This window comes from Pseudomonas sp. TMW 2.1634, assembly GCF_001703595.1.
In the GTDB taxonomy this organism is placed as follows: Bacteria; Pseudomonadota; Gammaproteobacteria; order Pseudomonadales; family Pseudomonadaceae; genus Aquipseudomonas; species Aquipseudomonas fragi.
Map to the genome: position 1 here is coordinate 1997703 of NZ_CP016849.1, position 19955 is coordinate 2017657.

Below are 19955 nucleotides of genomic sequence, written 5' to 3' on the forward strand. Positions count from 1 at the left end.
AAGCCACGCCTATAAAAGTCGAAACAACGCAGTGCTTGTCAGTTGCAAAAGACCATCAGGACGCCAGCTTGCGTGCCGCCCAATAACCCGACAGGGCTGCAAGGCAGGTCAACAACCCGCCCCAGGCCATGTCCATCAACGCCAACTGGGCCGACCAGCCTTGCAGCGTGGCCCAGTTGGTCATGTCATAGGTGCCATAGGCCACCAGCCCGAACAGCACACCCGCCAGCGCCGCCCTGCGCGCACTGGCCCGGGCAAGGGCCGGCAATACCACAAAGAACACCACACCCAGCACATACAGCAGGTAAAACACGATGGCCGGGCCCCACTTGGGTTGAGCCAGCATCAGCGGGCCCAACAGCTCTTTGTAGGTAGAGCTCATGAGCACGCCCAGCCACAGGCCGTCGAGCACCAGAAAAGCCAGTAACGCACCGATATACGCCCACACTGCCTTGCTCATGTCGCCAGCCCTCGCCTTGGGTCAGATCAGTTCGATGCGGTCCGGGTGGATCGCGATCTTGCCTTCCTTGTACAGCGCGCCAATGGCTTTCTTGAAGTTGCCCTTGCTCACGCCAAAATGGGTACTGATCACTTCCGGAGCACTTTTGTCGCTGACCGCCAGCACACCGTTATTGTCGCGCAGCTTGCCAAGGATCTTGGAGTTCAGGCTGCTGGCGGCTTCCTGGCCAACCGGCTGCAAGCTCAGGCTGATCTTGCCGTCAGCACGAATTTCCTTGATGTAGCCCTTTTCCTGCTTGCCCGCACGCATGAACTTGAAGATTTCATTCTTGTGGATCAAGCCCCAGTGCTTGTTGTTGATCACGGCTTTAAAGCCCATGTCCGTGGCCTCGGCCACCAGCAGATCAACTTCCTGGCCGACCTGGTAATTGGCCGGGGTTTTATCCAGGTAGCGGTCCAAACGGGCCGTCGCGGTAATGCGGCGGGTGTGCTTGTCGAGGTAGACATGCACCACGACGTATTCGCCGGCGGTCATCTGGCGTTTTTCTTCGGAGTACGGCAACAGCAGATCTTTTGGCAGGCCCCAATCGAGGAACACACCGATGCTGTTAACTTCAACCACTTTCAAACTGGCAAATTCACCGACTTGAACTTTTGGTTTTTCGGTGGTGGCAATTAACTTGTCAGCACTGTCCAAATAAACAAAGACGTTGAGCCAGTCTTCATCTTCACTGGGAATATCTTTTGGAATATAACGGTTGGGCAACAGAATTTCGCCGTCAGCCCCTCCGTCCAGATACAAACCGAAGTTTGTATGTTTAACCACTTGCAAACTGTTGTAGCGACCGATTAAAGCCATGTCCAATACCCTCATTACGTAAGCGGCATTCTACCCGAGTTTAGGGGGGCAAATTGGAGCGCCGCAGCCCCGCGTCCAAAAAATCTGCGAAAGGTTTGATTTATCAGGATTTTCCGCGACCCCTTGGGTGCCATTCGTCAGCCTGCAGGGAACATGGCGTGCACCTTTGAGCCTCTGAATGCAGTGCAAAACCCTCCCCTGTTATGAATTAAAACAGCGAGTTAGCGGATCTTTATGCAACGGATTGGGCAGTACGGCAACGCGCCCCTATTATTTTACGAAGATATTTAACAAGCAATTGTCAAGTATTTCAGGTACTATCGCTGGCCAAGTTATTTTCTACAGGTCAATAGCCGCCATGCGTGTAAAAGCATCCGCCAGCAAAGCAAAGCCAGCTCCCGCTGTTGAAACCAGTGATTCCATCAATGCGCAAATCGAAGCATTCCTGAAATCCGGCGGCGAGATCCAGCAAATCAGCAAAGGCGTCAGCGGCCAAACTTTTGGCCCGTCCAAGCAGATCACGCTCGGCAAAAAGTAACACCCCCTCGCGTCATCTGGTCCTTATGCGCTTTGCCCTTCAAGGCGCTAGGACTCTCGATTTATCCCCCATGTTCCCCTGCGTTGCCATCAATTCGCATCGATAAATCGACGAACGGCACTTTGTTGCTGCTATTCCTGCGTATGCTCCGAAGGCTCTGAATCAAGCCTTTGAGCCCATATAGGGAGCCGATCATGCTCACACGGGCGGTATTGCTGGCCGGCACGCTGCTGACCAGCGCCATTGCGGATGCTCAGGTGTTCTCCCGCGAGCTGGGCGATTTCGACCTCAAGCTGGCCACCCAGCCCAGCCGCAGCATGGCGCAGGGCCTGGTCAAGCCCACCAGCGCAGGCTCGACCTTTCATGGTGGCCTGGACCTGACCCACAACAGTGGCTGGTATGTCGGGCAATGGGCGCCCACGATGGGGATCAAACCCGGCAGCAACCTGGAAGTGGATTCCTACCTGGGCTACAAGCACCCCTTCGACCAGACCTTGAGCTATGAGCTGGGGTTGATTCACTACAGCTACCCCAAGGTTGATTCACTGGACAGCCAGCAGATCTTTGCCGGCCTCACGGTGCTGGGCACGCGCTTTGGCGCCGCCTTCAGCAACGACCCGGACCGGCGCGACAGCACCCTGTTTGCCGACCTTGGCGTCAACCAGCCCTTTGGCATCGGCGTGAGCATGAAATACACCACCCATCAGCTGGGCACGCCCGTGTCCATTGCCGAGGGCGGCAGCGTACGCGCCTTCAATGACTGGTCGATCAAGTTCTCGCGAGCCTGGATGGGCATAGACCTGAACCTGATCTACAGCGACTCCAGCCTGGACGGTACCGACTGCTCCGCCTACTCCGGGCAAAACACCCAGTGTGATGGCTTGCTGACATTTAAGGCCGAGCGGACGTTCTACTGAATGACCTGCGGTTTTGTGGGAGCGGCTTGCTCGCGATGCAGGCGGCGCGGCTTCCCAGTCACACCACGGTGCATACATCGCAGGCAAGCCAGCTCCACAGACAATGCGGCACTCACAAAATCTGCGGCCGACGACAATCCCTGTGGGAGCGGGCTTGCTCGCGATGCAGACGACGCGGCTTCCCAGTCACACCACGGTGACGCCATCGCAGGCAAGCCAGCTCCCACAGACAATGCGGCACTCACAAAATCTGCGGCCGACGACAATCCCTGTGGGAGCGGGCTTGCTCGCGATTCAGACGACGCGGCTTCCTAGCCACACCACGGTGCATACATCGCAGGCAAGCCAGCTCCCACAGACAATGCGGCACTCACAAAATCTGCGGCCGACGACAATCCCTGTGGGAGCGGGCTTGCTCGCGATTCAGACGACGCGGCTTCCCAGTCACACCACGGTGACGCCATCGCAGGCAAGCCAGCTCCCACAGACAATGCGGCACTCACAAAATCTGCGGCCGACGACAATCCCTGTGGGAGCGGGCTTGCTCGCGACTCAGACGACGCGGCTTCCCAGTCACACCACGGTGACGCCATCGCAGGCAAGCCAGCTCCCACAGACAATGCGGCACTCACAAAATCTGCGGCCGACGACAATCCCTGTGGGAGCGGGCTTGCTCGCGATTCAGACGACGCGGCTTCCCAGTCACACCACGGTGACGCCATCGCAGGCAAGCCAGCTCCCACAGACAATGCGGCACTCACAAAATCTGCGGCCGACGATAATCCCTGTGGGAGCGGGCTTGCTCGCGATGCAGGCGGCGCGGCTTCCCAGTCACACCACGGTGACGCCATCGCAGGCAAGCCAGCTCCCACAGACAATGCGGCACTCACAAAATCTGCGGCCGACGACAATCCCTGTGGGAGCGGGCTTGCTCGCGATGCAGACGACGCGGCTTCCCAGTCACACCACGGTGCATACATCGCAGGCAAGCCAGCTCCCACAGACAATGCGGCACTCACAAAATCTGCGGCCGACGACAATCCCTGTGGGAGCGGGCTTGCTCGCGATTCAGACGACGCGGCTTCCCAGTCACACCACGGTGACGCCATCGCAGGCAAGCCAGCTCCCACAGACAATGCGGCACTCACAAAATCTGCGGCCGACGATAATCCCTGTGGGAGCGGGCTTGCTCGCGATGCAGGCGGCGCGGCTTCCCAGTCACACCACGGTGACGCCATCGCAGGCAAGCCAGCTCCCACAGACAATGCGGCACTCACAAAATCTGCGGCCGACGACAATCCCTGTGGGAGCGGGCTTGCTCGCGATTCAGACGACGCGGCTTCCCAGTCACACCACGGTGACGCCATCGCAGGCAGGCCAGCTCCCACAGACAATGCGGCACTCACAAAATCTGCGGCGTTTCAGGCAACAAAAAACCCGGCACAGGCCGGGTTTTTTGTCAGTCACGCCAGCGCTTTACTCAGCAGCGGGTGCTTCTGGCTTGCGGCGCTTGAGCGGTGCCATGCCGTCCTTGCTGACCAGCGACAGGGCGTCGGTCTTCGGGCGGTTGGCGATCTTGCGCTTGGTCGGTGCCTTGGCGCCCGACTTCTTCTTGACGCCCTTGGCGTCGGTCTTTTTCTTCTTCACACCAACCGCTTTACCCGAAGCCTTGACGTTTTTCGGGCCGCCGTAAGTACCTTTGACTTCCTTGATGGTGCGACGCTCGAAGCTTTGCTTCAGGTAGCGCTCAATGCTGGACATCAGGTTCCAGTCACCGTGGCAGATCAGCGAGATCGCCAGGCCATCATTGCCTGCACGGCCAGTACGGCCGATACGGTGAACGTATTCGTCGCCGCTGCGTGGCATGTCGAAGTTGATCACCAGATCCAGGCCTTCAACGTCCAGGCCACGGGCCGCAACGTCGGTGGCAACCAGAATCTTGACGCCGCCCTGCTTCAGGCGATCGATCGCCAGCTTGCGGTCCTTCTGGTCTTTTTCACCGTGCAGGACAAACGCCTTGTACTCCTGAGCCACCAGGCGACCATAGATGCGGTCGGCCATAGCGCGGGTGTTGGTGAAGACGATGGCTTTTTGATAAGTCTCGTTGGCCAGCAGCCAGTTAACGATCTGCTCTTTGTGCTGGTTGTGGTCCGCGGTAATGATCTGCTGACGCGTGGTGGCGTTCAGCTGGCTGACCTGGTTGAGCTGCAAGTGCTCCGGGTTGTTCAGGACCTTGCCGATCATTTCACGCAGGCCCGAACCACCGGTGGTGGCCGAGAACAGCATGGTTTGCTGACGGTTCGGGCATTCATCGACCAGACGCTGCACGTCTTCGGAGAACCCCATGTCGAGCATGCGGTCGGCTTCGTCGAGCACCAGCACTTCAACTTCTTTCAAGTCGAGGTTGCCGGCGTTCAGTTGCTCCAGCAAACGGCCCGGGGTGCCGATCAGGATATCCGGCACCTTGCGCAGCATGGCCGCCTGGACCTTGAAGTCTTCACCGCCGGTGATCAGGCCGGACTTGATGAACGTGAACTGCGAAAAACGCTCAACTTCTTTCAGCGTTTGCTGGGCCAGCTCGCGGGTCGGCAGCAGGATCAGTGCTTTGATGCTGACGCGGATTTTGGCCGGACCAATCAGGCGATTGAGAATCGGCAGGACGAAAGCGGCCGTCTTGCCACTCCCGGTTTGAGCTGTAACCCGCAGGTCACGCCCTTCGAGCGCGAGCGGAATGGCCGCTGCTTGCACAGGCGTAGGCTCGACAAATTTAAGCTCGGCCACAGCTTTAAGCAGGCGTTCGTGCAGGGCGAAATCGGAAAACACGGGTGCTACCTCGAAGAAATACAAAAAATCAGCGGCATAGAGTAACGGTTTCGAGCGCCAAGGCCGAGTTACTTTGCACGAACGGCATGAAACAAATGGTTTTTTAGGGTCTTTAGTCCAATCAAGGCCCACAAATCACCCTGAAGTGCTCTAATCCCATAGCCATTTATTACCGGATATCGTTTTAGCTTATGGATACTCAACCTCTCTGGAGCCAAATCCAGGACTTGTGGGCCAACCTGGACCAACATCCGTGGGTCTCGGCCATGCTCGGCCTGATCGTTCTGGTGGGCGTCGCCCTGCTGGCCGGTCACATTGCACGCATCATTGTCCTGCGCGTGACCAAAATGCTCGGCCGCCAACCGGCCCTGCACTGGATCAATGACTTACGCGAACACAAGGTATTCCATCGCCTGGCCCAACTGACCCCCTCGTTGATGGTGCAGTTCGGGCGCAATCTGGTGCCGGACATGAGCGACAACGGTCGCCACTTCCTCGGCAACCTGGCGCTGGCCATTACCATTTTTGTCCTCACCCGCGTCATCAGCTCACTGCTGGACGCCTTGCTCGATATCTATTCGCGCACCAATTACGCCAAGACCCGGCCGATCAAGGGTTACATCCAGCTGACGAAAATGCTGCTGTATGTGTTCTCGGCCATCATCATTGTCGCCACACTGATCGACCGCTCGCCGATGCTGCTGCTGTCGGGTCTGGGCGCCATGTCGGCAGTCATTTTGTTGGTCTACAAAGACACCCTGCTGTCATTTGTGGCCAGCGTGCAATTGACCAGCAACGACTTGCTGCGAGTCGGCGACTGGATCGAGATGCCGCAGGTGGGTGCCGACGGTGATGTGATCGATATCACCCTGCACACCGTCAAGGTGCAGAATTTCGACAAGACCATTGTTTCGATTCCGACCTGGCGCTTGATGTCCGAGTCATTCAAGAACTGGCGCGGCATGCAGCAGTCCGGCGGACGCCGGATCAAGCGCAGCCTGTTTATTGACGCCAGCGATGTCGCGTTCCTGACCGATGAGCAGGAGCAGCGTCTGGAAGGGGTGCGCTTGCTGAGTGATTACCTGCATCGCAAGAAAGCCGAACTCAAAAGCTGGAATGAAGCCCAGGGCAACGTGGCAGCCATGTCCGCCAACCGCCGGCGCATGACCAATATCGGCACCTTCCGTGCTTATGCCCTTGCCTACCTGAAAAGCCATGCCGATATCCAGCCAAACATGACCTGCATGGTGCGCCAGCTGCAAACCACGCCTCAAGGCGTGCCACTGGAGGTGTACTGCTTTACCCGGACCACGGTGTGGGACGAGTACGAGCGCATTCAGGGCGATATCTTTGACTACCTGCTGTCCGTGCTGCCCGAGTTCGGGCTCAGCGTGTACCAGCAACCGAGCGGCAATGACCTGCGCAAGGGGTTGTTGAACAGGATACCGGCCGAGGAGTGATGTGCCTCGTCGGCGGCTGAAGGGTACGGGATGCGTAGCAGCTGCCGAAGGCTGCGTCCGGCGTGATGCGGCACCCCGACGAAGCCGTCGCAAATCAGGCAACTCGGTGTATCCGCGATACTGAGTGCTCTGATTTGACGACGGCTTCGCCGCCGGACGCAGCCTCGTTCCTACGGCAGCTGCTACGGGCGGCTACAGGTTCAAGCTTGCTTGAACTGCGGATCACCCGTGAGCCTGAACAACAACTCGATCCCCTGCGGCCAGGCGCCAAACCCGCCTTCGCCATTGATATGCCCGGCATTTTCCAGCCATACCAGCTCACTGCCCCAGGCCTGGCTGAAGGCCTCGGCCCGCTCGCGGGTAACATAGGGGTCGTTGGTGCTGGCCACGGTGATGGCATCAAATGGCAGGGGCTCAAGCGGCATCGGGCTAAAGCCTGTGGTGCCGGCGGGGTAACTGTCGGCTTCTGTATCACTGGGCGCCACCAGCAGCGCCCCACGCACACGCCGGGCCTCTTTGGGGTGTTGTTGCGCCCATCGGGCAATCAACGAACACGCCAGACTATGGCCAACCAGCACCACAGGGCGCTCGCTCTTGGTGATTTTTTTTTGCAGGTTCTGCACCCAGTCAGTACAGACCGGGTTTTGCCAATCATCCTGCTTGACCCGGTGCAAACCGCTGTAGCGCTGCTCCCAGTGAGATTGCCAGTGTTCTGCTCCTGAATTGAACAGGCCCGGCAAGATCAACACCCTGACTGTCATTCCGACTCTCCCTTACGGCGATAGATGGACTGAGGTTGACCTTAGACCGTCACGGGCCTGCGGTCTAGGCGACTGATCCAGACAGCAAGCACAATCACCAGCCCACCGATGAACAGTCGCCCCAACGGTTCATGCTGGTTCCAGATCAGAAGGTTGAGCAGCAAGCCCACCGGCACATGCAAATTGTTCATCACCGCCAGGGTGCCGCCGCTGACCAGGCAGGCGCCCTTGTTCCACCAATAAAGCCCCAACGCGGTGGACACCAGGCCCAGAAACACCAGCACTCCCCACTGCAGAGGGGCCTCGGGCAGAAAGTTGGCCTTGCCGAACAACAAGAATGCCGGCAGCACCACCGCCAGCGCGCCAAGGTAAAAGAAACCGAACCGCCGGTAATGGGGCAAGTCGCTCGGGTAGCGCGCCACCAGACGGCGGTACAAGACCTGCCCGGCGGCATAGGTGAAGTTGGCCAGTTGCAGCAGCAGAAAACCTTTGAAGAAATCCGGGCTGATGCTGTCAAACCGAATCACTGCAGCACCCGCCACGGCCACCAGCGCGGCGACCAGGGCCCAGGGGTTGAACCGACGGTTAAGGGCATCCTCGATCAGGGTCACATGCAGCGGTGTCAGGATGGTGAACAACAACACCTCCGGCACCGTCAGCACCCGAAAACTCAGGTACAGGCAGACATAGGTAATGCCGAACTGCAAGGCGCCGATCAACAGCATGCCGCGCATGAAACCGGGTTCGACCTGACGCCAGCGTGTCAGCGGGATAAACACCAGCCCCGCCAGCACCACTCGCACCAGTACTGCAAAGTAACTGTCGACGTGCCCCGCCAGATACTCGCCAATCAAACTGAAGGAAAACGCCTGGATCAGGGTGACAAATAACAGATAGCCCATGTATCTCTCGCTCAAAAAGCCTTGGTCGCCTGTTCGATCACGCCGCAGCGAGCCCGAAGGAATGCGCGACCTTAGCCGGTTTGCCGGGGAAGTAAAATGCTGGCTTGGCAATGTCGCCTGCTTAAAGGCGATTGGCCAGGCGACCAACCCGGGTTAGAACTCCCTCAGGCGCTTCCAGGCCTGCAGCGCATCGGCACTCAACGGACGAAACAGCCCGGGGTCATGAAAGAGTGCCTGCTGGATATCCTCGAGGGTCATGCTGGCATTTTGTGTCATAAAGGGCGCCAACTGGCCATGCCAGAGGGTACCGTCCTGGCTGAAGTAACTACTTTTGTAGGGGCGATCCGGATAGATCTGCGTGTAAAGCTTCTGTGCAAAGTAGTCCACCAGGCATTCGTCATAATTGACCTCGGCACCGGACGCAGCCTGCAACCCAATATGACGGTGGGAGGCCGCATGCACATATTCATGTACCACCGTGGAGCGCACCTTGTCGGTATCGACCAGCCCATTGACCACGAAATCCGGATGATCCGTGGCGATATAAATGCGCCCTTGGGGCGAGGTCCAGGCTACCGGATTGGCTTTGGTAGAGGATGAATCGTAGGGAATACCCATTTTCCCTGCCAGATCATTGCCAGTTGTCGAAATCACCCTGATCCCTTCCAGTTTGACGTGCCATTGGGTATGAATCTGCTGCTCGATGCGTTTGAAGTCGATAGCCCTTTCAACCTGCCAGGGGGTGGCCGCCGGCAGGTTGTTGAGGTTGCGGTAAAACTGCGGCCCCTCGGGATCCGGAACAAACATGACCTCAGCCCCGCCTTGCCATTTTGACCTTGGCCTGGGCTGAAGACGGATCTCGGGGTCTATTTCCCACACACCCGAGGCCGCGCCCTGGGCAGGGCGATAAGTCACAAAAGGGCCAGGTTGTTCGCCATCGGCATGCAACTGCCAAAACCTGTTTCTGATCTGCACCACTTCATACACCTGCGGCGGCTCGCCAGCCATTATCCAGGACCGGCTATTGTGCGTGTAAACACCGGGTGCCGGACCTGGCACCAGCCCCGACAATGCGATATCACTGCGTGTGTAGGCGTTCATGTCGGCCAACGTGGCCTGGCCACCGTGACCCGACAGGGCCCAGGTGTGCAAAGTGCCAGTTTCAAAAGACTCATGACCCCCGCCCCTGATCCCTCTTCTTCTCCAGAGCCCCCCCGCGCCGGCTTCCGGTTTGGCAATCAGCCCGCTGCTGAGCAGTTGCGCGGGATTGTCAGGGTCGCTGATTCGCAGCCTGTAATAGCCATCAGGCAAGTCAGGGCTGGCGGACACGACAAACCTTTGCTGGTTGAAGCGCACAACCCGCACCCTCGAGGCCAGCTGCGGCCCATAGGGCAGGCCGGAAACAGGATCGAGCAGGTGGTAACGTGGGGCATGCGCACTGCCCGTATTGCGCACCGGCACATTGTCGATGCCGTTGACCCTGCGCAGTTGATCACCTGGCACCAGTGACTTCCACAGCGCGGGGTCATCGACCGTCACTAGCCCGCGGCGAGTGTCGTAGCGCACCACACTTGAGCGCCTGGCGGCCTGCTTGAAGTGCTCCAGCCCCCGGCTGGCCAGGCAGCGGCCGCCCATAAAAACCTTGATGCGGCCCCATTTGAGCAACTGGGACAGGCCGTCTGCCGGGTTGAGTTCTTGCGCCAGGGCTACCAGCAGAGTTCTGGTAAGCCTTCCCAGCCGTGGCAGCGCGGGCTTGAAACCCAGTTTTCCGGCTGTTTTCAGGATGCGTACCGCGCCACCGACAAACCGGGCCACGGGCAGGAAAAACAGCAGGTCGAAAACCAGCCCCAGCCTGCCCTCAGCCATGCGTTTCTGGTCGCCAGACAGCAGGTCGTCAAAAGTCCCCCAGAACGGGGTAATCGCCTTTAGCAGCAGCACGGCCGGATGAGCCTGGTCAAACGCCGTCACGCCCCGGGCTGCCGCGCGGGCCTGATCCTTGTCGATATAGAGAGGGGCCAACATAGCAATCTGCTTGCTGCGCGCGGAACAGAACGTATTGGGCAGCGTACTGCCGGGTTGGCCCGCTGCAGGCAAGCTGCCCAGCTCTTCGACGATCAACCTGGAGCTGGAGAGTGCATGGGGCCGCGGTGTTTGCCCTGTTCGGTAGGCGTTTTCGTCCAGTTGCAAAATCGCCCCATGTCGATAGCGATGGATCCAGCTATGCAGGCCCGTTTGTTTGGGACCAATCACTCCGCCAATCAACAATGGCTTGAGCCCGGGGCTTTGCTGAATGTGCAAGGCTCGCGGAAAAACCTCATAGATGTCGCAATCACCGGGCTTGCACACTTGCAGGATAAAACCCTGGCGCAGCATCAGCGAGTCCATGAGGCTCGTGGTCTCTTCAGCGACGCTGCCACGACTTTCGGTCCTTACGCGCAACACTCTGACAGTGCTGTACTCGATATCCTGGCGCTGTTGCGGGGGCAGGCTGTCCAGCAAGAACCTCACCACTGCTTGTTGTGCAGATACGAGCGCTGCCTCATGTGCATCGTAGCGACGGCTGAACTCGCCCTCGATATTCACCTGCAAGCGCTCAAGCCGGGCCAGCAATGCAGCCCGGGCCCTTAGCGTTTCGGGGCTGGGCAAAGTGGTTGCCGTATGCGGCTCAAAATCCACCTCCAGATGCTTGCCCACGGCATACAGCTCAAACAGGGGCACACTCCCCCTCTGCGCCGTATACAGGCGTTGTTCGGGGCTGATGCCGTGTTTCAACAGCTCAGCCCTGGCCATCTGCAGTCTGGCGGGGGGCACCTCGAACAGATCGTTGGCCGCTTTGAGCACCGTCTGCTCAAAGTCATCCAGCGCCTTGGCGGCTTGCTGGATCTGCTCGCTGGTGTAAGCACTCAAGGGCATTTCAGGCACAACGCCATGAAGGGCTGCCCAGGTCATGAGCGGTGGTAACCGCAGGGAAAGCATGGCCGCCGACTTTCCCCGCGCCGCGCTCTGCTGCCCTGCCAGGCCTGCCGCCTGCTGGCCTGGCAACGTGATGACCTGTTGAAAAGTCATGCGCTGGGACGAGCCAGGTTCAATCACATGGGCAAGCTCGGCCCCATGCCGGAAGTTGACCCAACTGGCCGAACCGTAGATCAGCTCGACCGGAATGTCGCGCACGCTGAAATCCGCGGGCATGCTCGGGCGCAGCAAACGCGCCAGCAGCGCGGCAAACGCCGGCGAAGTGGCTTGTCGCGAGGTCAGCAGGTAGTGCTCGAAGTCGCTGCGGATCCAGGCATAGCTTTTACCCCACAAACGATTGGCGTTCAGGTCGTAGCCAGCTGTTGTACCTGCCTGGGAGTAACGCAGCACAAGGGCCTTCCAGGCCAGCTGGGCGTTCAGGGTCGCCGGGGCAGCCTCGCCATCGGCGGCGCCATGCCAACCTGAAGCCTTGAGCAACTGTTGGCCAAGCCACTGCCCCTGCCCTGAGGTGAGCAGCTGCTGCAGCGCCACGGTCGGCCTGGTGTACGCCAATGCGCCAGGGTCAAACCCGGGCAGGTAATGCCCCAGCACTTCCAGAGGCGGCAAAGGGTTCACCCCCGGCAAGGGCTGCAGGGTAGCCATGCAGGCGTTCACGGCACCGAGTAACGCCCGCTCCTGGTCGGCACCCAGCAGGCTGTCAAGCAACGGCGTTGCGTTTTCCATGCCCAGGGCACGCACGGCGTACTGTTCTTCAAGGTCATTGAGTGCTTGCCGCCTGGCAGGCGCCGTTAGCGGTTCGGCCGCAATGATGCAGTAAAAGTCCAGCATCTCCGCCAGGGTCACCGACTCACCGTAATCAAACAGAACGGCTTGCCGGTCGCTGCGCAAGCAAGCCTCCAACTGCCCGCGCAGCCTCGCGGGCAGTGTTGCGGCAAGCGGCAGGCGCTGATACAGCACACTCGCTGCCTGGCCGCGCAACTCGTGCGCCAGCAACCGGAACTGGCGCACCACTTCGCTGATGGCACCCTGCAGCGCAGAGTGCGGGCTTGGCCGCAACCGGAACGAAGAAGCCACAGGGGCCGCCTCCAACATTGCAGCCATTGCCCGAAAATCAGCCAGGGTGGCCTGCGCCTGCTGCTTGAAGGGGTTTACCGGTGGTTCAGGCCGGGGCGCCGGCGTTACCGGCAGCTGGCACTCGACAGCGACATACCGCAACGGCCGTACAACAGCCAGTGCATTGTCACGAAAGGCCTGTAGCGTGAGATCAATGCAATCATCGCTGCCGACTGCACCGATACACAGGCGCTCAATGTCGGCCGCAAGATTGAACGCCCGGGGATCAACCAGCAGTTCTCGCAACACAGCCCCGAGCGGCCTGGAACTGACCCGTTGCCATTGCCCGGAATGACGGGTGCTTGAGGACAGGTCGGTGACCGCGCTGTCATCGCGGTAACCCCTGAGTTCAAGCCTGTCCATGTCAAAGGGCGAAACCAGTGACTGGAGGTCAGGGAACGCCTGCACCAGCCCTTCATTTATGGCTGCGGTCCTGCGCGGCCCGGCGCTGCGTTGTGCCTGCAAGGCCGCCTGCCGCACCTGCAGCAGGTGGCCGGCACGGAACCTTGCGCGCAGATTGATTGCCTGCTCCAGATACAACGGTTCTACGCGGCCAGACCGGATCAGGTGCAGGCAACTGTCCTGCTGCCAATTAAGCAGCGATGCCAGGCAACGGGTAAAAGCCTCGCTGCTGGCAACACCCGGGCAATCCACAAGCGCACGGGGGGAATGAGCCAGCACCGCCTGGCGGTGGTTTAAAGCAATTGTGGCCCATAACCAGGGATGGCTTTGCAGGTCGCTCAACCAGCGGTCCAGGTATTGGTTGAACTCACCCCCCGAGGAGAATTCGATCAGGCCCTGCCCTGCCATCAGCAAGATCACCCCTGCCGGACTTTGGGCCGGAAAGTCACGGGGGCTACGGGTGAGAATCAGGCATCCTGCGACCCGGGCCTCGACGGTCGGCACCCGCAGTGTCAGCTCGAAGACCCCGGGTTCATCGTCTGCGCCAGCATCAGGCAGGCCCCCTGCTGCCCACCGGATCATGGCCGCGCCTTCGACCGTCAAGGTGCCATCGCTTATGCGCAGGTCTGCCTCCGCGCGTCTTTGCCGGGCCATTCGTGCTGCCAGCCATACCTTGAGCGGCAAGTCACGGCCATAGCGGTTGTCGGCGCCCTGCCCCAGCTCGCGGCCCTGCGCCGGCGCCTCGTAAAAGGCCGCTAGCTGCAGCGGATAATTCGGGTAGGCCCTGACCCCCACGTCCTGCAGCAGGGCCGCCAGTTCGCTGGCCATGCTGTCGCCGCCAACCAGACGGGTACCCAGGTGGCCGATGCTGGCCGCCTGGTCGAAGATCCCGACCTGCCCCTGATAGACCGGCAGTTCGCGGCTGGCCAGATACCGTGTCAACTCGTCAGCCAGGCTGCGTGAGGTCACAGGGTTGGCGATGTGCGCCGTGCGGTCATGATTCCACTCCAGGCGATAATCGGTGACATGCAGTGCATCCAGGTCAAACGCCTGGCTAACAGACGCGAACCGCCGCTGCAACGCGCTACGGAACAAATCCCTGGCGGTGGCAAGGAAGGTGGGCTGGCGGTCGAGATGAGCGGCAATGACAGCCTCCTCATCTTGCAACTGCTGCTCTGGCAGGGACGAAACAATGGACATGGTGCATCCGCCTCAATCAATGACGTTTTGCCATGCGCCGAAGGAGCCTGGCCAAACAACCGATGGGCAAATTAACAGAGCGCGAGCCTGTAAAAAGATAGATATGTAGCGCACCTCAAGGGCATCCGCATGCTTGCACCCAACCAATACCCCAGGCAAAAAAAACCCGATCCAGCCCTGGGCTGATCGGGTACGAGCACTCAAGAAAGTGCAAAGGGAGGTTCGATGCGCGAACCGCATGCTTGAAGGAGCAATGAAAGCATTAAGCCAGCCGGCGATTATCTGTCGATTAACAGGTTATGCGATGGCAGACAGGCTGGCCTTGGCCTGATTCAGGCCCTTCTCCTGGAAATCGCCACCCAGGTTCATGCCTTCGGCATGGATAAAGGTCACATCGTGAATGCCGACAAATGCCAGGACCTGACGCAGATAGGGTTCCTGATGGTCCGAGGTGCTACCCGCATATAGCCCGCCGCGCGCCGTCAGAACATAGGCTTTCTTGCCGGTCAAAAGCCCCTGCGGTCCGGTTTCGGTGTACTTGAAGGTCACTCCGGCCCGCAAGACATGGTCCAGCCAGGCTTTGAGGGTGCTCGGTATGGCAAAGTTGTACATCGGTGCCGCCAGCATCAATACATCGGCGGCCAGCAACTCGTCGGTCAGCTCATTGGAGCGTTGCAGGGAAGACTGTTCGTCAGCATTGCGCTGTGCTTCGGGCTTCATCCAGCCACCCAGCAGGTTGGCATCGAGGTGCGGTACCGGGTTCAGGGCAAGGTCGCGCAAGGTCACCTGATCCGCCGGGTGAGCAGCCTGCCACTGGCTGATGAACTGTTGCGTCAACTGCCGGGAAAACGAGCCCTGCTGGCGGGCACTGCTTTCAATAATCAGAACATTGGACATGCCGGGTAAGCTCCATCTGTAAATACTGTAAGACGATGAAGCAGAGGTTAGAGAGCATCAGCTCGATAAAAAAGCGCAATAACCTGCTACAACCTATCTATAAACCTGTTTGTTTAGCGGTATCCTGTCACTCCCCCACATTTGAGGACTTCATCGTGAAAGCGCCCCGCGTGACCCTGGATCAATGGCGCACCTTGCAGGCGGTGGTCGACCACGGCGGCTTCGCGCAAGCCGCTGAAGTCCTGCACCGCTCGCAATCATCTGTCAGCTACACCGTGGCCCGCATGCAGGACCAGCTCGGCGTGCCGCTGCTGCGCATCGATGGCCGCAAGGCGGTGTTGACCGAGGCCGGCGGCGTGCTGCTGCGCCGCTCGCGGCAACTGGTCAAGCAGGCCAGCCAGCTCGAAGACCTCGCCCATCACATGGAACAAGGCTGGGAAGCCGAGGTGCGCCTGGTGGTCGACGCTGCCTACCCCAACGCCCGGCTGGTACGTGCCCTGACCGCCTTTATGCCGCAAAGCCGCGGCTGTCGCGTGCGTCTGCGCGAAGAGGTGTTGTCCGGCGTCGAGGAAGTGCTGCTCGAAGGCGTGGCAGACCTGGCCATCAGCAGTTTCAATATTCCCGGCTATCTGGGTACCGAATTGAGCACCGTGGAATTTGTCGCGGTGGCCCACCCCGACCACCCGCTGCACCGCCTGCAACGCGAGTTGCACTTCCAGGATCTGGAAAGCCAGCTACAAGTGGTGATTCGTGACTCCGGCCGCCAGCAGCCAAGGGACGTGGGCTGGCTCGGCTCGGAACAGCGCTGGACCGTCGGCAGCCTGGCCACGGCGGCAGCGTTTGTGAGCAGCGGGCTGGGCTTTGCCTGGCTGCCGCGGCACATGATCGAGCGCGAACTCAAGGAAGGCGTGCTCAAGCCGTTGCCGCTCAATCAGGGCGGCAACCGTCACCCGGTGTTTTTCCTCTACGCCAACAAGGACAAACCCTTGGGCCCGGCCACACAAATTCTTGTCGAACTGTTGCAAACTTTCGACACAGCGCCACTGGACGCGCCTTTCGCGGCCCCGCAACAGGCGTGAACAGCAGTGGGCAGGAACCTGATTCGGGAATATCCTGTCCAACACCCGCAGCCCGTGAACATCCACCGTTGATGGATGCGCCACGGGCACTGGTTCAATGCACCGCCGCCCGTGTGGCATTGAACAGTCACCCCACTTTTCAGGATCACTGAACCATGCTTAAAAAAATTGCTCTTGCCGCTGGCGCCCTGCTGCTTGCTACCAACCTGATGGCGGCTGACGCCAGTAAAGCGCCCCATGTCATGCTGGACACCAGCTTCGGCAAGATCGAAATCGAACTGGACCCGGTCAAGGCGCCGATCAGCACCGACAACTTCCTTAAATATGTCGACAGCGGCTTTTACAACAACACCATTTTCCACCGTGTCATCCCGGGGTTTATGGTGCAAGGCGGCGGTTTTACCTCGCAGATGGTGCAAAAACAGACCCGCGATCCGATCCGTAACGAAGCCAGCAACGGCCTGCACAACGTGCGCGGCACCCTGTCGATGGCCCGCACCTCCAACCCCAATTCGGCCACCAGCCAGTTCTTTATCAACGTCGCCGACAATGCCTTCCTGGACCCGGGCCGTGATGCGGGCTACGCCGTATTCGCCAAGGTGGTAAATGGCATGGACGTGGTAGACCAGATCGTCAACTCGCAGACCACCACCAAACAGGGCATGCAGAATGTGCCAATCGACCCGGTATTGATCAAGTCGGCCAAACGCATCGACTGACAAGCAGCACACAGCAGGGAGCCTTGGCCGGTGCCCCACCATCGGGATGAGTAAAGCCAGCAGCACCGGCCACACCACTAAAGGAGAGCCCGCACTACGGGCTTCAGTGCCAATGCTTTATCGCCGCTTCGAACAGTTGATCGATATTTTCCGCGAGGCTCCCACCGCGGCCCCGCCCAGCACTGTCTGGGCGTTTTACCTCTACTACCTGCGCCAGGTCTGGCCGATGTTCGCCGCCTTGCTGGTGGTCGGGCTGATCGCGGCCCTGATCGAAGTCTCACTGTTCAGCTACCTGAGCACGCTGATCGATCTGACACAGGGCACGCCCAATACCGACTTCTTCAGGGTTCACAGCAGCGAGCTGATCTGGATGGCCGTGGTCGCGCTGATCATCCGCCCGGTATTCTTCGGCCTGCACGACCTTTTGGTACACCAGACCCTGAGCCCGAGCATGACCAGCCTGATCCGCTGGCAGAACCACAGTTATGTGCTCAAGCAGAGCCTCAACTTTTTCCAGAACGACTTCGCCGGGCGTATCGCCCAGCGCATCATGCAAACCGGCAACTCACTGCGTGACTCAGCGGTGCAGGCGGTCGATGCCCTGTGGCATGTCCTGATCTATGCCATCAGTTCGCTGGTGCTGTTTGCCGAAGCCGACTGGCGCCTGATGATCCCGTTGCTGACATGGATCGTCTGCTATATCGGGGCGCTGTACTATTTTGTCCCCCGGGTCAAAGAGCGCTCGGTGGTGTCTTCCGATGCGCGCTCCAAGCTGATGGGCCGTATCGTCGACGGCTACACCAACATCACCACCCTCAAGCTGTTTGCCCACACCCAGTTCGAGCAACAGTACGCTCGTGAAGCCATTATCGAGCAGACCGAAAAAACCCAGCTGGCCGGCCGCGTGGTCACCAGCATGGACGTGGTCATCACCACCATGAACGGCCTGCTGATTGTCAGCACCAGCGCCCTGGCGCTGTGGCTGTGGAGCCAGTCACTGATCAGCGTCGGTGCCATTGCCCTGGCCACCGGGCTGGTGATCCGCATCGTCAACATGTCCGGCTGGATCATGTGGGTGGTCAACGGCATTTTTGAAAATATCGGCATGGTCCAGGACGGCCTTGAAACCATTGCCCAGCCTGTCGCCGTGATTGACCGCGAACATGCACCACGCCTGAGCGTAAACCGTGGCGAGGTACGTTTTGAACACGTCGACTTCCACTACGGCAAACGCAGCGGAATCATCAGCGACCTCAACCTGCTGATCAAGCCCGGCGAAAAAATCGGCCTGATTGGCCCTTCAGGTGCCGGCAAGTCGACCCTGGTCAATCTACTGCTGCGTTTGTACGACCTGCAAGGTGGGAGGATTCTGATCGACGATCAGAACATCGCCGAAGTGACGCAGGAAAGCCTGCGCGAACAGATCGGCATGATCACCCAGGACACTTCGCTGTTGCATCGCTCCATCCGCGACAACTTGCTTTACGGCAAGCCCGACGCCACCGACGAAGAGCTTTGGGAAGCGGTGCGCAAGGCCCGGGCCGATGAGTTTATCCCGCTGCTGTCCGATGCCCAGGGCCGTACCGGTTTCGATGCTCATGTGGGCGAGCGCGGGGTCAAGCTGTCCGGCGGCCAGCGCCAGCGCATCGCCATTGCCCGGGTGCTGCTCAAGAACGCTCCGATCCTGATCATGGACGAAGCCACTTCGGCACTGGACTCCGAAGTCGAGGCTGCCATTCAGGAAAGCCTCGAAACCCTGATGCAAGGCAAGACCGTGATCGCCATCGCCCACCGCCTCTCGACCATTGCCCGCATGGACCGCCTGGTTGTGCTCGAAAACGGCCATATCGCCGAAACCGGCACCCACAGCGAACTGCTCGCCCGGGGCGGTTTGTATGCACGTTTGTGGCAGCACCAGACGGGAGGTTTTGTCGGTATCGACTAAGACTTGCAACGGCCTGCTGCAAAGCGCGTAAACACAACGCCAGGTCCCGTTTGTAAAGGGCTCTGGCGTTTTTATGGCACTGGCAAAAAAACCGGCAAGTGCTGTACTGAATGCAGGGTTCGGGAGAATCCTGCAGTCAACCGCAGGAGGCGACGCAGCTTCAATTGCTCGATAGATTTATCTATCCGGGACCCTGTGATGAACTTGTTCAAACGCTCCGTTACTGAGTTGCTAGGCACCTTCTGGCTGGTGCTTGGCGGTTGTGGCAGTGCTGTGCTCGCAGCAGCGTTTCCTGATGTTGGTATCGGCCTGCTGGGGGTAGCGCTGGCTTTTGGCCTTACCGTAGTGACAATGGCATTCGCCATCGGCCATATCAGCGGCTGCCATCTCAACCCTGCCGTATCCTTTGGCTTGTGGGTCGGAGGGCGATTTCCTGCAAAAGAACTGCCTGCGTACATCGTTGCCCAGGTTTTGGGCGGCGTGATTGCCGCCGGGCTGCTGTACCTGATTGCCAGCGGCAAACCCGGCTTTGACCTGGCCGCCAGCGGACTGGCCGCCAATGGTTATGGCGCGCACTCCCCCGGCGGGTATTCGATGGTTTCAGGGCTCATCTGTGAAATCACCATGAGCGCCATGTTTATCCTGATCATCATGGGCGCCACCGACAAACGGGCACCTGCGGGCCTGGCACCGCTGGCCATCGGCCTGGCGCTGACATTAATCCACCTGATCTCGATCCCGGTGACCAACACCTCGGTCAACCCGGCGCGCAGCACAGGCCCGGCGCTGATCGTGGGGGGCTGGGCACTTCAGCAGTTGTGGATGTTCTGGTTGGCGCCGATGGTGGGCGCGGCCATTGGTGCCGTGGTCTATCGCTGGCTGGGCAAGGAAGGCAGCTAAATAGCCGG

Annotated in this window: 14 protein-coding genes; 7 read left to right on the forward strand and 7 right to left on the reverse strand. The window is 59.7% G+C overall.

The window, feature by feature from the left end:
- Positions 1-55 precede the first annotated feature (55 nt).
- Both BFC21_RS09575 and BFC21_RS09580 read right to left on the reverse strand, forming a co-directional pair.
- A complete protein-coding gene (locus BFC21_RS09575) occupies positions 56-460 on the reverse strand; it encodes a DUF2177 family protein (RefSeq protein WP_088377762.1) in 405 nt (134 codons plus the stop codon).
- Between the two features lie 21 nt (positions 461-481).
- Complete coding sequence (locus BFC21_RS09580; protein ID WP_088377763.1) at positions 482-1318, reverse strand: S1 RNA-binding domain-containing protein; 837 nt, start codon at positions 1316-1318, stop codon at positions 482-484.
- A 358-nt stretch (positions 1319-1676) separates the two neighbouring features.
- Between BFC21_RS09580 and BFC21_RS09585 the strand changes: the two genes are divergently transcribed.
- Positions 1677-1856, forward strand: a complete 180-nt coding sequence (locus BFC21_RS09585) for a hypothetical protein (protein WP_016781632.1) — start codon at positions 1677-1679, stop codon at positions 1854-1856.
- 194 nt (positions 1857-2050) lie between these two features.
- Positions 2051-2773, forward strand: coding sequence for a TorF family putative porin (locus BFC21_RS09590; RefSeq protein ID WP_088377764.1), 723 nt, complete (start codon positions 2051-2053; stop codon positions 2771-2773).
- A gap of 1476 nt (positions 2774-4249) precedes the next feature.
- Here the strand turns inward: BFC21_RS09590 and BFC21_RS09595 are convergent.
- Positions 4250-5596 carry a DEAD/DEAH box helicase gene (locus BFC21_RS09595; protein ID WP_088377765.1) on the reverse strand — a complete coding sequence of 449 codons (1347 nt, stop codon included), beginning with the start codon at positions 5594-5596 and terminating at the stop codon, positions 4250-4252.
- A 191-nt stretch (positions 5597-5787) separates the two neighbouring features.
- Between BFC21_RS09595 and BFC21_RS09600 the strand changes: the two genes are divergently transcribed.
- Positions 5788-7056, forward strand: coding sequence for a mechanosensitive ion channel family protein (locus tag BFC21_RS09600; RefSeq protein ID WP_088377766.1), 1269 nt, complete (start codon positions 5788-5790; stop codon positions 7054-7056).
- Positions 7057-7256: 200 nt separating this feature from the next.
- On the opposite strand, the gene BFC21_RS09605 is transcribed toward BFC21_RS09600, so the two are convergent.
- The 4 genes from BFC21_RS09605 to BFC21_RS09620 all read right to left on the reverse strand — a co-directional run bounded on the left by BFC21_RS09605 (position 7257) and on the right by BFC21_RS09620 (position 15304).
- Positions 7257-7817, reverse strand: a complete 561-nt coding sequence (locus tag BFC21_RS09605; RefSeq protein WP_088377767.1) for an alpha/beta hydrolase — start codon at positions 7815-7817, stop codon at positions 7257-7259.
- Between the two features lie 41 nt (positions 7818-7858).
- Positions 7859-8719, reverse strand: a complete 861-nt coding sequence (locus tag BFC21_RS09610; protein ID WP_088377768.1) for a carboxylate/amino acid/amine transporter — start codon at positions 8717-8719, stop codon at positions 7859-7861.
- Positions 8720-8872: 153 nt separating this feature from the next.
- Entirely contained in the window at positions 8873-14407 is a 5535-nt protein-coding gene (locus tag BFC21_RS09615; protein WP_120266012.1) for a hypothetical protein, read from the reverse strand.
- Between the two features lie 297 nt (positions 14408-14704).
- Complete coding sequence (locus tag BFC21_RS09620; protein ID WP_088377770.1) at positions 14705-15304, reverse strand: FMN-dependent NADH-azoreductase; 600 nt, start codon at positions 15302-15304, stop codon at positions 14705-14707.
- Positions 15305-15459: 155 nt separating this feature from the next.
- Between BFC21_RS09620 and BFC21_RS09625 the strand changes: the two genes are divergently transcribed.
- From BFC21_RS09625 to aqpZ, 4 genes are all read left to right on the forward strand, one after another.
- Positions 15460-16383, forward strand: coding sequence for a LysR family transcriptional regulator (locus BFC21_RS09625; RefSeq protein WP_029611509.1), 924 nt, complete (start codon positions 15460-15462; stop codon positions 16381-16383).
- A 155-nt stretch (positions 16384-16538) separates the two neighbouring features.
- Complete coding sequence (locus BFC21_RS09630) at positions 16539-17102, forward strand: peptidylprolyl isomerase (RefSeq protein WP_120266013.1); 564 nt, start codon at positions 16539-16541, stop codon at positions 17100-17102.
- Positions 17103-17214: 112 nt separating this feature from the next.
- Positions 17215-19047, forward strand: a complete 1833-nt coding sequence (locus BFC21_RS09635; protein WP_088377772.1) for an ABC transporter ATP-binding protein — start codon at positions 17215-17217, stop codon at positions 19045-19047.
- Positions 19048-19245: 198 nt separating this feature from the next.
- Positions 19246-19947, forward strand: coding sequence for an aquaporin Z (gene aqpZ / locus BFC21_RS09640; RefSeq protein WP_095003410.1), 702 nt, complete (start codon positions 19246-19248; stop codon positions 19945-19947).
- The last annotated feature ends 8 nt before the right edge of the window (positions 19948-19955 follow it).

Coding starts and splice junctions, on each gene's coding strand:
- BFC21_RS09575 (WP_088377762.1), bottom strand. CDS start 460: ATGAGCAAGGCAGTGTGGGCGTATATCGGTGCGTTACTGGCTTTTCTG.
- BFC21_RS09580 (WP_088377763.1), bottom strand. CDS start 1,318: ATGGCTTTAATCGGTCGCTACAACAGTTTGCAAGTGGTTAAACATACA.
- BFC21_RS09585 (WP_016781632.1), top strand. CDS start 1,677: ATGCGTGTAAAAGCATCCGCCAGCAAAGCAAAGCCAGCTCCCGCTGTT.
- BFC21_RS09590 (WP_088377764.1), top strand. CDS start 2,051: ATGCTCACACGGGCGGTATTGCTGGCCGGCACGCTGCTGACCAGCGCC.
- BFC21_RS09600 (WP_088377766.1), top strand. CDS start 5,788: ATGGATACTCAACCTCTCTGGAGCCAAATCCAGGACTTGTGGGCCAAC.
- BFC21_RS09605 (WP_088377767.1), bottom strand. CDS start 7,817: ATGACAGTCAGGGTGTTGATCTTGCCGGGCCTGTTCAATTCAGGAGCA.
- BFC21_RS09610 (WP_088377768.1), bottom strand. CDS start 8,719: ATGGGCTATCTGTTATTTGTCACCCTGATCCAGGCGTTTTCCTTCAGT.
- BFC21_RS09615 (WP_120266012.1), bottom strand. CDS start 14,407: ATGTCCATTGTTTCGTCCCTGCCAGAGCAGCAGTTGCAAGATGAGGAG.
- BFC21_RS09620 (WP_088377770.1), bottom strand. CDS start 15,304: ATGTCCAATGTTCTGATTATTGAAAGCAGTGCCCGCCAGCAGGGCTCG.
- BFC21_RS09630 (WP_120266013.1), top strand. CDS start 16,539: ATGCTTAAAAAAATTGCTCTTGCCGCTGGCGCCCTGCTGCTTGCTACC.
- BFC21_RS09635 (WP_088377772.1), top strand. CDS start 17,215: ATGCTTTATCGCCGCTTCGAACAGTTGATCGATATTTTCCGCGAGGCT.
- aqpZ (WP_095003410.1), top strand. CDS start 19,246: ATGAACTTGTTCAAACGCTCCGTTACTGAGTTGCTAGGCACCTTCTGG.